This is a genomic window from Streptococcus sp. NLAE-zl-C503 (assembly GCF_900104285.1).
GTDB lineage: Bacteria > Bacillota > Bacilli > Lactobacillales > Streptococcaceae > Streptococcus.
In genome coordinates this window covers 331,514-348,061 of sequence record NZ_FNJT01000001.1, presented here as the reverse complement: position 1 = coordinate 348,061, position 16,548 = coordinate 331,514, and the positions used below count along the sequence as shown (strand labels likewise).

The 16,548-nt window shown below is 39.3% G+C and carries 14 protein-coding genes; 7 read left to right on the top strand and 7 right to left on the bottom strand.

Going from position 1 to position 16,548, the window contains the following annotated elements; all coding sequences use genetic code 11:
- Positions 1-5 precede the first annotated feature (5 nt).
- Together BLS46_RS01665 and BLS46_RS01660 are read right to left on the bottom strand one after the other, a co-directional pair.
- Positions 6-1,292 (bottom strand): peptidase U32 family protein, encoded by a 1,287-nt coding sequence (locus BLS46_RS01665; RefSeq protein WP_000169099.1) that lies wholly within the window; start codon positions 1,290-1,292, stop codon positions 6-8.
- Between the two features lie 136 nt (positions 1,293-1,428).
- Positions 1,429-2,127 (bottom strand): GntR family transcriptional regulator, encoded by a 699-nt coding sequence (locus BLS46_RS01660; protein WP_093585132.1) that lies wholly within the window; start codon positions 2,125-2,127, stop codon positions 1,429-1,431.
- A gap of 140 nt (positions 2,128-2,267) precedes the next feature.
- On the opposite strand from BLS46_RS01660, the gene guaA reads away from it, so the two are divergent.
- The 6 genes from guaA (at position 2,268) to BLS46_RS01625 (ending at position 9,928) form a co-directional block, all read left to right on the top strand.
- Entirely contained in the window at positions 2,268-3,830 is a 1,563-nt protein-coding gene (gene guaA / locus BLS46_RS01655; protein WP_093585129.1) for a glutamine-hydrolyzing GMP synthase, read from the top strand.
- Between the two features lie 274 nt (positions 3,831-4,104).
- Positions 4,105-4,878: a class I SAM-dependent methyltransferase gene (locus BLS46_RS01650; protein WP_093585126.1), complete on the top strand. Its 774-nt coding sequence runs from the start codon at positions 4,105-4,107 to the stop codon at positions 4,876-4,878.
- Between the two features lie 510 nt (positions 4,879-5,388).
- Complete coding sequence (locus tag BLS46_RS01640; RefSeq protein WP_093585119.1) at positions 5,389-6,162, top strand: ABC transporter ATP-binding protein; 774 nt, start codon at positions 5,389-5,391, stop codon at positions 6,160-6,162.
- Entirely contained in the window at positions 6,152-8,206 is a 2,055-nt protein-coding gene (locus BLS46_RS01635) for an FtsX-like permease family protein (RefSeq protein ID WP_093585116.1), read from the top strand. The genes BLS46_RS01640 and BLS46_RS01635 overlap by 11 nt, the downstream gene beginning before the upstream one ends.
- A gap of 32 nt (positions 8,207-8,238) precedes the next feature.
- Positions 8,239-8,922, top strand: coding sequence for a response regulator transcription factor (locus BLS46_RS01630; protein ID WP_093585113.1), 684 nt, complete (start codon positions 8,239-8,241; stop codon positions 8,920-8,922).
- Positions 8,912-9,928 carry a sensor histidine kinase gene (locus BLS46_RS01625; RefSeq protein WP_093585112.1) on the top strand — a complete coding sequence of 339 codons (1,017 nt, stop codon included), beginning with the start codon at positions 8,912-8,914 and terminating at the stop codon, positions 9,926-9,928. Before BLS46_RS01630 ends, BLS46_RS01625 begins: the two co-directional genes overlap by 11 nt.
- Before the next feature lie 66 nt (positions 9,929-9,994).
- Here BLS46_RS01625 and ffh read toward each other — a convergent pair whose 3' ends face one another.
- From ffh to BLS46_RS01605, 4 genes are all read right to left on the bottom strand, one after another.
- Positions 9,995-11,566 (bottom strand): signal recognition particle protein, encoded by a 1,572-nt coding sequence (ffh, locus tag BLS46_RS01620; RefSeq protein ID WP_093585109.1) that lies wholly within the window; start codon positions 11,564-11,566, stop codon positions 9,995-9,997.
- Between the two features lie 11 nt (positions 11,567-11,577).
- Entirely contained in the window at positions 11,578-11,910 is a 333-nt protein-coding gene (locus BLS46_RS01615) for a putative DNA-binding protein (RefSeq protein ID WP_049500404.1), read from the bottom strand.
- A gap of 141 nt (positions 11,911-12,051) precedes the next feature.
- The gene (gene tuf, locus BLS46_RS01610) at positions 12,052-13,248 is read right to left on the bottom strand and encodes an elongation factor Tu (protein ID WP_093585106.1); all 1,197 of its coding nucleotides are present in this window, start codon (positions 13,246-13,248) and stop codon (positions 12,052-12,054) included.
- Between the two features lie 238 nt (positions 13,249-13,486).
- Positions 13,487-14,602: an AI-2E family transporter gene (locus BLS46_RS01605; protein WP_093585103.1), complete on the bottom strand. Its 1,116-nt coding sequence runs from the start codon at positions 14,600-14,602 to the stop codon at positions 13,487-13,489.
- A 104-nt stretch (positions 14,603-14,706) separates the two neighbouring features.
- Between BLS46_RS01605 and pbp3 the strand changes: the two genes are divergently transcribed.
- On the top strand, positions 14,707-15,951 hold the full coding sequence (gene pbp3, locus BLS46_RS01600; RefSeq protein ID WP_093585100.1) for a D-alanyl-D-alanine carboxypeptidase PBP3: 1,245 nt from the start codon (positions 14,707-14,709) through the stop codon (positions 15,949-15,951).
- Positions 15,952-15,991: 40 nt separating this feature from the next.
- Here the strand turns inward: pbp3 and sdbB are convergent, their stop codons facing one another.
- Positions 15,992-16,537 (bottom strand): thiol-disulfide oxidoreductase-associated lipoprotein SdbB, encoded by a 546-nt coding sequence (gene sdbB / locus BLS46_RS01595; RefSeq protein WP_093585097.1) that lies wholly within the window; start codon positions 16,535-16,537, stop codon positions 15,992-15,994.
- Positions 16,538-16,548 lie beyond the last annotated feature (11 nt).

Sequence of the window (16,548 nt, the reverse complement as noted above, 5' to 3'; positions counted from 1 at the left end):
CTTATCTAAGCACGAACTGTAACGCTTGTCCCGTCTTCCTTATAGAGATTGATAAGACCTTCCTTGAGAGCACGGACCATGTCGCCTGCCTGAACAGGTTGTGGAACCTTGATTGTCAAGAGTTCCATTGGATTTGGAGCGCGGTCGATTTTATTGCCTTTAGAATCATGAAGATCTTCGATATAGGTTTCAAAATGACGGAAACCTGGGCCGTAAAACTCAACTTGGTCACCTTCGTTGATTACATTCCGTTGACGAATGGTTGCCGTTTGAGTCGCATCATCATAAGAAACGACTTCAGCGACAAACTTGTACTCAGGAATCTTACGACGAGCACCAAATAACTGCTCATTCTCAGACGGCGTACCATAGTAGAATCCTGTTGCCAATTCACGTTGGGCAACTTTCCACATCTCATCCACCAAGTCCTGTTTGATGGCTTCAAACTTTTCAGGGCTTTCAAGATAAGCATCCACAGCGGCCTTGTAACAGTTGGTTACTGTCGAAACATAGTGAATAGACTTCATACGGCCTTCAATCTTGAGACTGTCTACACCATTTTCAATCATATCTGGAATATGGTCAATCATAGACATATCAACGGCAGACATCGAAAATTCTTCTGGAATCTCACCCTTAAGACTCTTACGTTCTTGACCAAAGGGCATATCGTAGAGGTCATATTTCCAACGGCAAGACTGAGAACAACCACCACGGTTAGCATCACGCATACTCATGTGGTTTGAGAGCGTACAGCGTCCTGAATAGGAAATACACATGGCTCCATGGACAAAGGCTTCAATCTCAACGTCTGTACGTTTACGAATCTCTGCCAATTCTTCCATTGAAACTTCACGTGCCAAGACCACACGGGTCAACCCAAGTTCTTTCCAGAACTCAAGAGTTTCATAGTTAGTGGCACTGGCTTGGGTAGAGAGGTGTATTTCAAGACCTGGCGCTTCAGTTGCTGCAATCATGATCAAGGCTGGATCTGACACGATAACTGCGGCAATCCCGATGTCACGCAACTTACGGAACCATTCTCCAGCACCAGCTTCGTTTCCTTCGTGCATAACCATGTTAGCAGCCACATAGACCTTAGCACCGTACTTGGCAGCAAACTGGACTCCTTCTTCCATCTGTTCAAAGGTAAAGTTTCCAGCACGGCTACGAAGACCATAGGCCTGTCCACCGATGAAGACTGCGTCCGCACCATATTGAACAGCTACTTTCAGCTTCTCTAAAGTTCCTGCAGGTGATAAAACCTCAGGACGTTTTAATGTTTTTGTCATTTTTTCTCCTATTTACAATATAAAAGTTTGACGTTTTTCCTTCTCATTTTATAGTAAATAATGGATAAAATCAAGCCTAGACAGATTGTTTTGACAATTCTAATATTCTTAGAAACGAAAAACCAGTCTGCTGAGACTAGTTATTTTCAAGATAAAATTCAAAACGTTCACCCACATACTGACTCTTAACATATTCAAAAGCCGTCCCATCATCGAGATAGGAAACCTGAGTCAATGCCAGAATCGCATGCCCTTTTTCGACTTCTAAGTAATGGGCAATCTTTTCCTTAGCCAATCTCGCATAAATGGTCTGTTGGGATTTGCCAATCCGGTAGCCATGTTGCTGCAAGGTTTGGAAGAAATGACTGGTGATTTCTTCTTTTTTGAAATCCTTAATAAATTTCTCAGGAATGGATGCGACTTCATAGACTAGCGGTACTTGGTCAGCGTAACGCACCCGTTCCATACGGATGATATTTTCAGTTGGTGAAATGCCTAGCTTTGCCACTTCCTGCTCGTTGGGAATGGTTCTTCTGTAAGAAATAAGTTGGCTGGAAGGTACTTTGCCCTGAGATTTGACAATCTCCGTAAAACTGGTCGTCCCTCTCATTTTTTCTTGAACACGAGTGCTGGAGACAAAAGTCCCACTTCCTACACGACGCTCCAAAACTCCTTCCTCAACCAAGAGAGAGATAGCTTGGCGTAATGTCATCCGGCTAACTTGAAACTGTTCCGCTAAATCTCGCTCACTTGGAAGCCTCTCACCGATTTTCCAATGATGCTCATCTATATCCTTTTTTATCTGATCGTGGATTTTCATATAGGCTGGTAACATGATTCTCACTTCTTTTCTTTATTTTCTCCATTGTACCGTATTTGCTAAGAAAAAGTCAAACTTTGCCTTGTTTAGTTGGTAATTCACCCCTATTTGTGATAGAATATTGAAAAAGATATTTCTTTTGAGAAAGGAAAAAGATGAGCAATATTTCAACTGATTTGAAAGATGTCGAAAAAATCATCGTACTGGACTATGGTAGCCAATACAACCAGCTGATTTCACGCCGTATTCGTGAAATTGGTGTTTTTTCAGAGCTAAAAAGTCACAAAATCTCAGCCGCAGAGGTTCGTGCGATAAACCCTGTAGGGATCATCCTCTCTGGTGGACCAAACTCTGTATACGAAGATGGTTCATTTGATATTGACCCAGAAATTTTTGAACTCGGTATTCCAATTTTGGGAATCTGCTATGGTATGCAACTTTTAACTCATAAACTTGGAGGAAAAGTTGTTCCTGCAGGTGATGCTGGTAACCGCGAGTATGGCCAATCACCGCTTACTCATACCACTTCTGCCCTCTTTGAAGGGACTCCTGAAGAACAGATTGTTTTGATGAGTCATGGCGATGCTGTAACAGAAATTCCAGCTGATTTTGTTCGTACTGGAACTTCTGCTGACTGTCCTTATGCAGCTATTGAAAACCCTGATAAGCACATCTATGGTATCCAATTCCACCCAGAAGTGCGCCATTCTGTCTATGGAAATGATATCCTTCGCAACTTTGCCCTCAACATCTGTAAGGCTAAAGGCGATTGGTCAATGGACAACTTTATCGATATGCAGATTAAGAAAATCCGTGAAACTGTAGGTGACAAGCGTGTTCTTCTCGGTCTATCAGGTGGTGTTGACTCTTCTGTCGTTGGAGTTCTTCTTCAAAAAGCAATCGGTGATCAATTGATCTGTATCTTTGTAGACCACGGTCTTCTCCGTAAGGGAGAGGCTGACCAAGTTATGGACATGCTTGGTGGTAAGTTTGGTTTGAATATCGTCAAAGCAGATGCTGCTAAACGCTTCCTCGATAAACTTGCAGGCGTCTCTGATCCTGAGCAAAAACGTAAAATCATCGGTAATGAGTTTGTTTACGTCTTTGATGACGAAGCAAGCAAGCTAAAAGATGTAAAATTCCTTGCTCAAGGTACGTTATATACAGACGTTATCGAGTCTGGTACAGATACAGCTCAAACTATCAAATCACACCACAACGTAGGTGGTCTTCCAGAGGACATGCAGTTTGAACTGATCGAACCATTGAACACTCTCTATAAAGACGAAGTTCGTGCCCTCGGTACAGAGCTTGGTATGCCAGACCACATCGTATGGCGTCAACCATTCCCAGGACCAGGGCTTGCTATCCGTGTCATGGGTGAAATCACTGAGGAAAAACTAGAAACTGTTCGTGAGTCAGACGCTATTCTGCGTGAGGAAATTGCCAAAGCAGGTCTTGACCGCGATATCTGGCAATACTTCACAGTTAATACAGGTGTTCGTTCAGTTGGTGTTATGGGTGACGGTCGTACTTACGACTACACCATCGCCATTCGTGCCATCACTTCTATCGATGGTATGACAGCTGACTTTGCCAAAATTCCTTGGGAAGTCCTTCAAAAGATTTCTGTACGTATCGTAAACGAAGTGGATCACGTTAACCGCATCGTCTACGATATTACAAGTAAACCACCAGCAACAGTTGAGTGGGAATAGAGTTAATAAGTTTAAAAGGCCTTAGAAATATTGATTTCTAAAGCTTTTTATTTTGCACTAACAACAAATACTAAAATTCTTCCTCTAAACTATACTCAGCTTTTATACGTTGGAGAATATGTGGTAAACTGAGTTATAGTAATGAATCTCTTTCTAGTAATATGTTGCAACTCTACTATAACTGATTTATTCCTTTTTGTATTTATACAACTTATTTTACGCTACATTTATTTTTGTGATATAATGTCAAATTATAAAGTGGAGGTAATTTAAAATGATTAATAGAGTAATTGAACAATATGCAAAACAAGACAATCTTGACATTAGAGTAAAACTACATAAGAAATATTCAAAAAATAAATTGGGCTTTAATAATTGGATTTTTTCTAACTACCAAATTACTGATGAAATTAACGTTCTAGAATTGGGATGCGGCACAGGAGAACTGTGGAAAAGTAATCTTGATTCTATAGACAAGATGAAGCAATTGGTAATTACGGATTTTTCTAGTGACATGGTAGAAACTACTAGGGCAGTGATTGGAAATAGAGACAATGTCAACTATGAAATAATGGATATCCAAAATGTTTCTTTTGAGAAAGAAACGTTTGATATTGTTATTGCTAATATGCTTCTACATCATGTAAATGACATTCCTAAAGCTCTCTCTGAAGTGAATAGAGTTTTAAAAAACGGGGGCATTTTTTATTGTGCTACATTTGGTGAAAATGGAGTTGTAGATTATTTGGCAAGCTTATTTAAAGATGAGGTTGTTCAAGATTTAGAAAATAAAACTTTTACTTTACAAAATGGAGAGACTTATTTAAATAGGCATTTTGACACTGTGGAAAAATTAATTTATGATGACGAGCTACAGGTAACAAGTATAGACGATCTAGTTCAATATATTCAATCCTTGAAAGGAATTTCAGAAATAGGTTCACTAGAAGAGGGAATTATTCGTAAAAGATTGGAAAGGGAGTTTAATAATGGTGTGTTAGTCATTCCTAAAGAATATGGCATGTTTATAGCTCGAAAAGAAAATTAAGGGAACTAAATTGTGAAACATTACAGAGTGCTTTTCGATATTTTAGAAAATTAATCGGATATTCTTTAATCATGCTATAGCTGATCCTATATCAAAATTTCAACTTTTTAGATTTGAAAGGGAGAAAATGAAATTTCTATTTCAACATTTTTTGAATTATTAGGAATCAAAAGTTTAATCAGATCGACCTCATTAGTCAGACAAAACTTTAGTCGAATCTTTTTAATATACTGATTGTAATTCAATTTACTCTTTCTGATATTATTATCACTCACCACTACTTTTCCAGCCATTCTGGTTACTTCTTCTCTCATAGCATTTGCTTTTAAATTGGAGTATCTTCCGAGACTCCTCTTTTTAAATCCCTGAAACCATGCTATAATATAGTAAGTATAGCTCCAATAACCTGACTATAAAAGTCAGCGATAAAGATTTCTTACATCATCCGTAAGTGTTATTCTACTCTGATTCATACTATAATAAAAGTAACAAAAGATGGAGGTGTTTCACATGGAAACAATTTTACGAGTAGAATCATTAAAAAAGCATTATGGAAAAGAGCCGAATATCACCAAAGCTTTGAACGGCATATCTTTTCAAGTTGTAAAAGGCGAGTTCCTAGGGATTATGGGGAGTAGTGGATCTGGGAAAACAACACTTCTTAACTGTCTCGCCACTATCATCAAGCCAACTGACGGTTCCATTCAAATGCAAGAAAAGGATTTAGGTCAGTTAAAAGGTAGTCAGTTAGCTGATTATCGTGGTAAGGAAATTGGCTACCTCTTTCAGAATTTTGAGCTTTTGGACAATCTGACAGCCAAAGAAAATATTTTACTTCCCTTGTCTTTGCACAAGGTCGATGCCAACGAAAGCAAGGTTCGATTAGAATTGCTTTCCCAATATCTGGATATTTCTGAACTTCTGGATAAGTTCCCATCTCAATTATCGGGTGGTCAACGTCAAAGGGTAGCTGCTGCGCGTGCTTTGATTTTAGACCCTAAGATTGTATTTGCGGATGAGCCCACAGGGGCTTTAGATTCAAAAAACGCAACCATTTTGATGCAAAAATTATCCGAAATGAATCAAGTGGAAGAAACCACCATTCTCATGGTGACCCACGACTCCGTTGCAGCCAGCTTTTGCAACCGCATCTTGTTTATCCAAGACGGAAAACTATTCCATGAAATCCGACGCGACTATCCAAGAGAAAGTCAAGAAGATTTTTACCACAGAATACTAAAGGTCATGGCTGCACTAGCTGGAGGTGATGGCAATGTTTTCTAAATTAGTCTCAAGAAATAGCAAGAGGGATCGAAAGAATAACGGCTTGTATTTCAGTTCTATGGTTCTTTCTATTATCTCCTTTTACATCATCCTTTCTTTGTCTCATCAAGATGTGATGCTCTTTCTAAAACAAATAGAAAGTGACGCTGTAAATAAACTCTTTAGCATGATTCCCATTCTTTATGTAGCAACGCTCTTTATTCTCTTTTTTCTAGTCTACTTCGCAAGTAGTATGCAGATGGAAAGGAGGAAACATGAATTTGGTGTCTATCTCACACTGGGAATGCGAAGAAGCAAACTGTTCTTGCTACTTCTGCTCGAGGATTTGAGAAACAGTGTCCTTGCCCTTGGAATAGGCCTTCCTATTTCCATCTTAATTTCAGAACTAATCAGCCTAATAACCGCTAAAATTGTGGGACTAGGGATTATTGAGCATCAATTTTCTCTATCTACCACAGCTATACTCTATACAGTCATCGGCTTCCTAGCCGTCAAATTAGCTGTCTTTGTCCTTTTAAGTGCAAAGACGGCCAATAAGGAAATCGGAAACCTGCTATCCTATTCTCCTTCTGGGATGAAAAAACTACTCCCCAAGGGTGTGTACCTTCTTGCTTCTGTCCTCGGAATTTTACTTCTTGGAACAGCCTATTACATGGGTATGAGTAGACGAGCTTGGGAGAGTGTCATAACCATGGGCATCACCGTTCTCTTAGGAACTCTGGGAACTATCCTACTCTTCTTTGGTATGCGTTTATTTATAGACTTTTTGGTCAAGCTTGGAAACAATCGAAAACTTCATGCCTATAATTTTAGACAGATTCAGGAATTAGTTATCCAGCGCTCAACTATACTGGCTATCTGCTCCCTCTTAATCTTCTCTGCCTTGTGCCTCTTTGGAGCAGGTGTTGCCATTGCAAGTGGCAATTCAGGCAATCAAACCCACGTATTGGATTATACATTTAGAGATAGCAAGCAGGAAACAGATGAAAATCTTGATGTAAATACAGTTAAAAAAGAGCTTGAAGCTGCTGGACTGGCATCACAGTTTTCAAAGATTCTGCAAATTAAAGTAGGCAAAACTAAAGAACACGAGTCCGTGTCCTTCGAAGAGGTCATCAAGGAGTTGAAAAAGCAAAAAGACAGCAAGAACAAGGAAATTTTGCTCCATAAATTTAAACAGTCTACTACTTCCCACCTCATACCAGTTTCTGAATACAATGAGCTTAGAAAGGCTGCAAACCTCCCTCCTCTAGAATTAACTAGTAAGGAAGCCTACCTGTATATGGGGAAAGATTTTCTGCCAGATGAAAGTCTCGTCAACTCTGTCCTAAAAACAAACCCTCAAATCAAAGTCATGGGAAATGATGTAAAATTGATTGGAGAGGTGGAGTCTTTACCGATTGTAACGGATCGTGAAATCACCCTCTCTGTTGCCCTCATAGTCCCAGATGAAGTCTTTATGAACTATACAGACGGTCACTACTCGAACTATGTCAGCGGTATCTTGGCTCCTGAGCTGGTCAAAGAAAAAGGCTTGATGAGAGCTATCTCAGATACCAATGAAAAGCTAAATCAAACCTCTCTTGGCTATGAAAGCTATATACAAAATATGGGAAGACAATTATTTTACATTATCTCTGCCAGCTATATCACTATCTATCTAGCTATCATCTTCCTTGTTGTGGCAAATACAATCATTGGCGTTCAATTTTTGATGGGTCAGAGACAATCCTACAGACGATACCAAACCTTAATCCATCTTGGTGCCAACTACGAAACTCTTTGTAAATCATCAGAAAAGCAAGTCAACTGGTATTTCGGTCTACCAATAGCCCTTGCACTTATCAGTAGTAGCTTCGGAGTGAGCTCCCTCCTCACAGGAATAGTACCAGCTAGTGCAAGAATGGCCATGGGGCAGAAATTTATCACAGCCATGCTGATAGTACTGCTCTTAGCTGGATTTGAAGTCATCTATATCAGAATTGTAAAGAAAAATAGCAACAAGTACCTGTTGTCCTTAATGGAACCCAAAAGAGATGAATAAGGTAGAATAAATTAGGAAAAGGAGGAACCGATATGAAGCATATTCTGGTAATTGAAGATGAAGCCTTGATTCGAGATGAAATTGTCATCTTGTTAGAGAAAGCAGGTTATCAAGTTGATAAGTTGACTGACTTCAAAGATACAAGCCAACAAGTGCTGCAATACGATACGGATATAATCATACTGGATTTGAATTTGCCAGGAGAAACAGGTTTTCAAATTTGTAAAAATCTCAAGTCAAAACGCTCTGTGCCCATATTGGTTCTCACTTCCCGTGAACAATTAAAAGATGAGATCTACGCCCTAAAATTAGGGGCAGATGAGTACCTAACAAAGCCTTTCAAGAAAGAAAGATTTTTGGCACGTATAGAAAATATCTTGAAACGCTATGAAGGTAGACAAAATCTACTTGAAAAAGATAATTTTCTGCTGGATAGACAGACCTATACCCTTTATATCAACGGACATTCGATTTTACTCCCCCAAAATCAAGGGAAACTGTTAGAAACCTTATTGGTTACTAATGCTCCTGTCGTCACAAAAGAAGAACTAAGTATGAAACTGTGGAATACAACTGAGTTCATCGATGAAAATGCCCTTCAAGTAAATATTGCAAGGCTAAAAAAGATGATGAAACAGGCTGGCATTGCCCTTCAAGTCAAGTCCGTCAGAGGTATTGGTTACAAGCTAGAAGAGGTAAGTCCAGATGAAACCTAATCTAAAATATCTAGCTACTTATCTGCCTTGGTTACTTGTTCTCTTAGCATTTGACCTATTTACAGCTGTCCTGCTTTGGCTTTCAGATGTGAGAATGTTTCAAGCCCTCATCCTTCTCTATATTTTAGCCACCGTCCTGCTCTTTTTCATCCTATCATTCCTACTTATAAGAAAAGAAAGAAAAAAATCTGCTACCTATAAAGCCTTTATAGCCAATCCCAAGGTCGATACTGAGCTGGAATTATTGCATTTATCAAGTGCCTCAGAGAAAGAAAGCATTGAAAAAATGGCAGATATACTTTATCAAAAGCAAGCTGAAATAGGAAAGCTCAACTCATTACTAGCTGACTATGAGGACTATGTTGAAAAATGGGCGCATGAGATTAAACTCCCTCTATCGCTTCTTTCCCTCCTTTTGGACAATCAAAGTGACCAGTTGCCTGAGGATACAGCTTTTAAGTTGGACTATGTGAAAAATCAAATCCAAGAAAATGTATCACAGATCCTATTCTACTACAGGGTGAAAAGTGAGAAAAATGATTTTCTATTTGAAGACCTTGATCTAAAAGAGTGTATCCAAGATCTTTTGGAAAACTTTGATCTCTTGCTCAAAGAAAAGAAATTTACAATTAAGGTAGAAAATATACAAGGAACTTACTACACTGATCAACGCAGTTTTGAATTTATCCTCTCTCAAATTCTCGCCAATGCCCTTAAATATAGCTCTGACAAGCCCGAACTCAGTATTTCTATGTCAAAGAATAAGGGGCGCACAAGTCTGATTATTAGGGATAATGGCTGCGGAGTTAAAGCTTGCGACCTCCCTCATATCTTTGAAAAAGGATTTACAGGTGATTCAGGTGATACAAGGAAAAAATCAACAGGCATGGGCCTCTATCTGGTCAAACAATTAGCAGATGCTTTAAAAATCGAAATCACAGTAAATTCCGAATGGATGCAAGGGTTTGAAATCACTCTTTCTATGATTAGTCAATTTTTCGATTAAGAAAATTGTCTAATCATAGAAAGCATATATTTTATATAAAAAAGGAAAGCACTTCTGCTTCCCTTTTTATTTGCGTTTCTTTTTAGCTTTTTTCATTTTATTAGCCATACGTTTCATAGACTGTTTCATGGCAAATTCGCCAATTTTACCTTTGAGTCCACCACCGAACATCTGGCTCATATCTGGCATTCCAGCTCCTCCGAGAGCTGACAAGTCCGGCATACCACCTTGTCCCATCATTCCTTCAAGGGAAGACATATCCATGCCTCCCATATTTGGCATATTTTTAGGAAGGTTGTTTGGATTAATACCCATTTGCTTCATCATTTTGTTCATATCTCCAGACATGACACCTTGCATAAGCTGTTTGGCCTGATTAAAGTCCTTGATGAATTTATTGACTTCGACAAAGGTATTTCCAGAACCTGCAGCGATACGACGGCGACGACTTGGATTTAACAAATCAGGATTTTCACGTTCTTCAGATGTCATAGAGGACACGATGGCACGTTTACGCGCAATCTGGCGCTCATCCACCTTCATATTTTGAAGGGCTGGATTGTTAGCCATACCTGGAATCATCTTGAGCAAGTCTTCCATTGGTCCCATGTTTTGCACCTGATCTAATTGATCAATGAAATCATTGAAATCAAAGGTGTTTTCGCGCATCTTCTCAGCCATTTCAAGAGCTTTTTGCTCATCGTATTCCTGAGAAGCTTTCTCGATCAGAGTTAGCATATCCCCCATGCCAAGGATGCGGCTTGACATACGATCTGGGTGGAAGGTTTCAATGTCTGTAATCTTTTCACCTGTACCAGTGAACTTGATTGGTTTTCCAGTGATGTGACGAACAGACAAAGCTGCACCACCACGAGTATCACCATCAATTTTGGTAAGAATAACCCCAGTCACTTCTAACTGAGCATTGAACTCACGGGCAATATTAGCAGCTTCCTGACCAATCATAGCATCGATGACGAGTAGGATTTCATTTGGTTGGGCCAAGGCCTTAACATCACGAAGCTCATTCATCAAGAGCTCATCAATCTGCAAACGTCCTGCCGTGTCAATCAAGACATAATCGTTGTGATTGGCTTGAGCTTGCTCCAAACCTTGACGAACAATCTCAACAGCTGGAACCTCTGTTCCAAGTGCAAAGACAGGCACATCTATCTGCTGTCCAAGTGTTTTCAGCTGATCGATGGCTGCTGGACGATAAATATCCGCCGCAATCATCAAAGGACGAGCATTTTCCTCTTTTTTGAGTTTGTTAGCAAGTTTTCCTGCAAATGTTGTTTTACCAGCCCCTTGCAAACCAACCATCATGATAATCGTTGGAATCTTAGGTGACTTGATAATTTCAGCCGTATCAGATCCTAAAATGGCTGTCAATTCCTCATCAACGATTTTGATAATCTGTTGTGCTGGATTAAGGGTATCAATGACCTCGTGTCCGACTGCGCGTTCACGAACCTTCTTAATAAAGTCCTTTACAACAGGCAAAGCAACGTCGGCTTCAAGCAAGGCCAAGCGAATCTCTTTGGTCGCTTCTTGGACATCCGCCTCAGAGATTTTTCCTTTTTTACGTAGATTTTTAAAGACGTTCTGTAAACGTTCTGTTAAACTTTCAAATGCCATTTTTCTTCCTCTTACTCTCTATTATCAATGCTTGTTAAAATTTCTATCTGCTCTTGCAGAAAGTCATCATTGGGATACTGCTCCAAAATCTGGTCAAAAATCTGACTGCGGACAATGTAGTCAGAGTACATGTGCAACTTCATCTCATAATCTTCCAGAATCTTTTCTGTCCGCTTGATATTATCATAGACAGCCTGACGACTGACACCAAACTCCTCGGCAATCTCAGCAAGGCTGTAATCATCAGCGTAGTAGAGCTCTATATAATTCATTTGCTTATCTGTCAAAAGCGCTGCATAAAATTCAAAGAGCGCATTCATACGATTGGTTTTTTCGATTTCCATAACTTTTATTATACCAAAAAAACGATTATACTGCTAGAGTAGAATCACTTCAAATAGAGCAAGAACAAAAAAAGAACCTTGCAAAGCAAGATTCTTTTAGTGTCTGACTTAAATAATTGTTCTTCTGGGAACTAAATCGAATTAAGCTTCGATTTCTGTAACCATACCTGAACCAACAGTACGTCCACCCTCACGGATAGAGAATGTAGTACCTTGTTCTACGGCGATTGGGTGGATCAACTCAACGTCGATAGTCACGTTATCACCAGGCATTACCATTTCAGTACCTGCTGGAAGTTCGATTGAACCTGTAACGTCAGTAGTACGGAAGTAGAATTGTGGACGGTAGTTGTTGAAGAATGGAGTGTGACGTCCACCTTCTTCTTTAGTAAGGATGTAGACTTCACCTTTGAATTTAGTGTGTGGGTTGATTGAACCTGGTTTAGCGATAACTTGTCCACGTTCGATTTCATCACGTTGAACACCACGAAGAAGGACACCTACGTTATCTCCTGCAAGACCTTCGTCAAGTTGTTTACGGAACATTTCAACACCAGTAACAACCGCTTTTTGAGTTTCTTCTTTGATACCAACGATTTCGATTTCGTCGTTGACACGAACAGTACCACGGTCGATACGTCCTGAAGCAACTGTACCACGTCCAGTGATTGAGAATACGTCTTCGACTGGAAGAAGCAATGGTTTGTCTGTGTCACGTTCTGGTTCTGGGATGTACTCATCAACAGTAGCCATCAATTCCATGATGATGTCTTCGTACTTAGAGTCACCTTCAAGGGCTTTAAGAGCTGAACCTTGGATAACTGGAAGATCGTCACCTGGGAAGTCGTATTCTGACAAGAGGTCACGGATTTCCATTTCAACCAATTCAAGCAATTCTTCGTCGTCTACCAAGTCAATTTTGTTCATGAAGACGATAAGGTGTTTAACACCAACCTGACGTGAAAGAAGGATGTGCTCACGAGTTTGTGGCATTGGTCCGTCAGTTGAAGCTACTACAAGGATAGCTCCGTCCATTTGAGCGGCACCAGTGATCATGTTTTTAACGTAGTCCGCGTGTCCTGGAGCGTCGATGTGGGCATAGTGACGTTTTTCAGTTTCGTACTCAACGTGCGCAGTGTTGATAGTGATACCGCGTTCGCGTTCTTCTGGAGCAGCATCGATAGACGCATAGTCTTTAGGTTGGTTAACTGCTGAAGGCAAGCGACGTGCCAATACAGTTGTGATAGCTGCAGTCAAAGTAGTTTTACCGTGGTCAACGTGTCCGATAGTACCAATGTTAACGTGTGGTTTACTACGATCATATTTTTCTTTTGCCATTTGAGTAAAAGCCTCCAATAAAATATATTTTATAGATAGACAGTAGGCAATACAGTCTAACTTTCCTTACTATTTTATCAAATTTCAGCTAAATTGCAAGTGTTTTACACACATTTTGTGAATTATTCTAAATCTTATAATTTCCCATTCTTTTCCTTCTCCAACGGATTCATTTAAAACACTTTTGACCAGTCTAACCTCAAGTCTTTTTATCAAAAAAATCAGGTTTCCCTGATTTTTAGATTGATTCTGATTTTTCTTGTTCTTTTTCTTTGGCTTCTTTATGATTTTCATATAATTTCGCCAAGAACTTAGTAATTTCTTTTAGGATAGAATAGGTTGGCACTGCTACAATCATTCCTATAACACCATAAATATTGCTAGAAAGTAAGAGAAGGACCAGAATGGTGATTGGATGAACCTTCATAACCCCTCCAACGATACGAGGGTAGAGGATATTCCCATCCACTTGTTGGATAATCAGCATATAAATTACTGCAATGAGAACCCTGTGCGGATCAGTAAAGACATTGGCAATAATCATAGGAATCAGACCGATACTTGGTCCAACATAGGGAATCAGATTTGCCAAACCAGAAAAAATGGCAAAGACTAGAGCATATCTCAACCCGATTGTATTGTAACCAATATAGGCTAAACATCCAATAATAACCGCATCAATCGCGATTCCACTAATATAACGTGCGACAGTGGCGTTCAAATTCTTCAAGAGACTGGAGAAGTTTAATTTATCATGTTTTAGGACTGTTCGTTCCAACATCGGGAGGAACTTATGACCATCAAGCAAGAAATAAATCAAAAAGACTGGTGTCATAATGAGAATCAAAACAGTACTAAACAAGGCTGAAAGAACGCTGCCTAAACTATTGCTCACACTGTTGAGAATATTTTGTAAAATATCAACGTAAGATAAATTCAACTGTTGAATGGTTTTTTGAATATCAATATTTTGAAAGATTGGATTCATTGATAAATCATATATCAAATCTTGCAAGCGGCTATAGATATTCTGGCTAGAAATAATCAAACTTGTCAACTGATTGATCAAAATCGGTAGCAGGTAGACTACCCCTACTACTATTGTACCAATCAAGGCACAAAGAGTGATGAGCACACCTATCAAACGATTGATTTTACATTTCTTTTCTAAAAATGTTACGATGGGATTTGTCAGGTAATAGAAAAATCCTCCGAGCAAAAATGGAATCATAATGGTATTAGCTACCATCACAAAAGGTGTGACAATCGCTCCCATCTCTCTCCAAAGGTAGAAAATAAGAGTTAATAGTAAAATTTCAGCTGTCCAAAAAAATAACTTGTTTCTACGGAACATAGGCGCCTCCTTCCTTCTATTTTACCATAATTCTTCAAAAAGATAAGATGGCTTTACTATAAAAACGAGAATATTTTTTCGCTTTGTGATAGAATAAAACTACTATGAAGAAAATAATTTTAACCTTACTAACTCTTATCATTTTTGGTACAGCCATCCCCACTGTATCTGCGCAAGATTTTGACGTTGCTGCTAAACATGCCATTGCTGTCGAGGCTACAACTGGAAAAATCCTCTACGAGAAAGATGCAAATCAACCTGTAGAAATTGCCTCTATCACCAAGATTCTCACTGTCTACCTAGTCTATGAAGCCTTGGAGCAAGGTACAATTAGCCTATCTACCCCAGTTGATATCTCTGACTATCCATACCAACTCACAACCAATTCTGAGGCTAGTAATGTTCCTATGGAAGCGCGCAAGTATACAGTGGAGCAATTATTGGAAGCAACTCTAGTATCAAGTGCCAATAGTGCAGCCATTGCTCTTGCTGAAAAAATTGCTGGTTCAGAGAAAGACTTCGTTGACAAGATGAGGGCGAAACTTCTTGAATGGGGTATCAAAGATGCTACTATTGTCAATACTACTGGACTTAATAACGAAACACTTGGAAATAATATCTATCCTGGTTCTAAAAAGGATGAGGAGAATAAGCTAAGCGCTTACGATGTTGCAATCATCGCTCGAAACCTCATCCGAGATTACCCTCAAGTTTTAGAAATTACCAAGAAAGCTTCATCAACATTTGCTGGTATGGAAATTCACTCTACTAACTATATGTTGGAAGGAATGCCAGCATATCGAGGTGGAGTAGATGGGCTCAAAACTGGTACAACAGATAAGGCGGGAGCTTCTTTCGTTGGAACAACTACCGAAAAAGGGATGCGAATCATCACTGTTGTCTTAAACGCTGACCAGCAAAACAGTAATCCTTACGCTCGCTTTACTGCTACTTCTTCCCTTTTGGACTATATAACATCTAATTATGCTCTCAAAACGATTGTCCAGAAGGGAGAGGCCTACAAAGATAGCAAAGTTTCTGTACTTGATGGAAAGGAAGATACCGTAACTGCTGTTGCTAAATCTGATATCACTGTCATACAACGATTGGGAAGTCGAGCATCATCAAGCCTGCAGTTCACTCCAAAAAACAAGGCCGAGACAGCGCCACTAGAAGCTGAAACTGTTGTTGGCCATCTAACCTATGATGACCAAGATTTGGTGGGTCAAGGCTACCTCACTTCTGAAAAACCATCTTTTGAAATGGTCTCTGAAAAGAAAGTTGAAAAAGCCTTCTTCTTAAAAGTTTGGTGGAATCAATTCATCCGCTTTATCAATGAAAAATTATAAAAAAATCGCGATTCTTCGCGATTTTTTCGTATTCTTTAATTTATTTCATCTCTTTAAAAGCTGCTTCAGCATCTGCATTGCTAATAGCACCAAATTGGATTTTTCCGATTTTTCCTTGACTATCAATCAGGTATTCTGTTGGAATACTACGAATTTGATAGGCTTGGAAGGTAGTTGCCTTGGTATCATATAGAACTGGTATATCCTTGTAGCCTTGTTCTTGGTACCATTTTGGAAACTCATCAACTGTTTTTTCACCTTGTAGACCTGGTGCAATGACACTTAAGATTTCAAAGTCTCGATCTTGTTTTGCAGCTAATTCCATCAACTCTGGCATACTCTTTCGACAAGGTCCACACCAAGAGGCCCAAAATTTCAAATAGACCTTTTTGCCCTTATAGTCTGATAACTTGACTTCTTTACCATCCATGGACTGCAAGGTGAAGTCTGGCGCATCCTTTCCTACTGCGATTTGTTGTACAGTAGGCTGTTTGGGACTTTCCGTTTGTTTGGTTTCTTTTTCGCCACAGGCAATCAATAAAAATAAAGACATGAGGCTCAACCCTGTAAAAATAACTTTTTTCATTTTTTCTCCTT

Excerpts from the sequence above, each read along its gene's own strand:
- BLS46_RS01665 (WP_000169099.1), bottom strand. The coding sequence starts at position 1,292 with ATGACAAAAACATTAAAACGTCCTGAGGTTTTATCACCTGCAGGAACT.
- BLS46_RS01660 (WP_093585132.1), bottom strand. The coding sequence starts at position 2,127 with ATGTTACCAGCCTATATGAAAATCCACGATCAGATAAAAAAGGATATA.
- guaA (WP_093585129.1), top strand. The coding sequence starts at position 2,268 with ATGAGCAATATTTCAACTGATTTGAAAGATGTCGAAAAAATCATCGTA.
- BLS46_RS01650 (WP_093585126.1), top strand. The coding sequence starts at position 4,105 with ATGATTAATAGAGTAATTGAACAATATGCAAAACAAGACAATCTTGAC.
- BLS46_RS01640 (WP_093585119.1), top strand. The coding sequence starts at position 5,389 with ATGGAAACAATTTTACGAGTAGAATCATTAAAAAAGCATTATGGAAAA.
- BLS46_RS01635 (WP_093585116.1), top strand. The coding sequence starts at position 6,152 with ATGTTTTCTAAATTAGTCTCAAGAAATAGCAAGAGGGATCGAAAGAAT.
- BLS46_RS01630 (WP_093585113.1), top strand. The coding sequence starts at position 8,239 with ATGAAGCATATTCTGGTAATTGAAGATGAAGCCTTGATTCGAGATGAA.
- BLS46_RS01625 (WP_093585112.1), top strand. The coding sequence starts at position 8,912 with ATGAAACCTAATCTAAAATATCTAGCTACTTATCTGCCTTGGTTACTT.
- ffh (WP_093585109.1), bottom strand. The coding sequence starts at position 11,566 with ATGGCATTTGAAAGTTTAACAGAACGTTTACAGAACGTCTTTAAAAAT.
- BLS46_RS01615 (WP_049500404.1), bottom strand. The coding sequence starts at position 11,910 with ATGGAAATCGAAAAAACCAATCGTATGAATGCGCTCTTTGAATTTTAT.
- tuf (WP_093585106.1), bottom strand. The coding sequence starts at position 13,248 with ATGGCAAAAGAAAAATATGATCGTAGTAAACCACACGTTAACATTGGT.
- BLS46_RS01605 (WP_093585103.1), bottom strand. The coding sequence starts at position 14,602 with ATGTTCCGTAGAAACAAGTTATTTTTTTGGACAGCTGAAATTTTACTA.
- pbp3 (WP_093585100.1), top strand. The coding sequence starts at position 14,707 with ATGAAGAAAATAATTTTAACCTTACTAACTCTTATCATTTTTGGTACA.
- sdbB (WP_093585097.1), bottom strand. The coding sequence starts at position 16,537 with ATGAAAAAAGTTATTTTTACAGGGTTGAGCCTCATGTCTTTATTTTTA.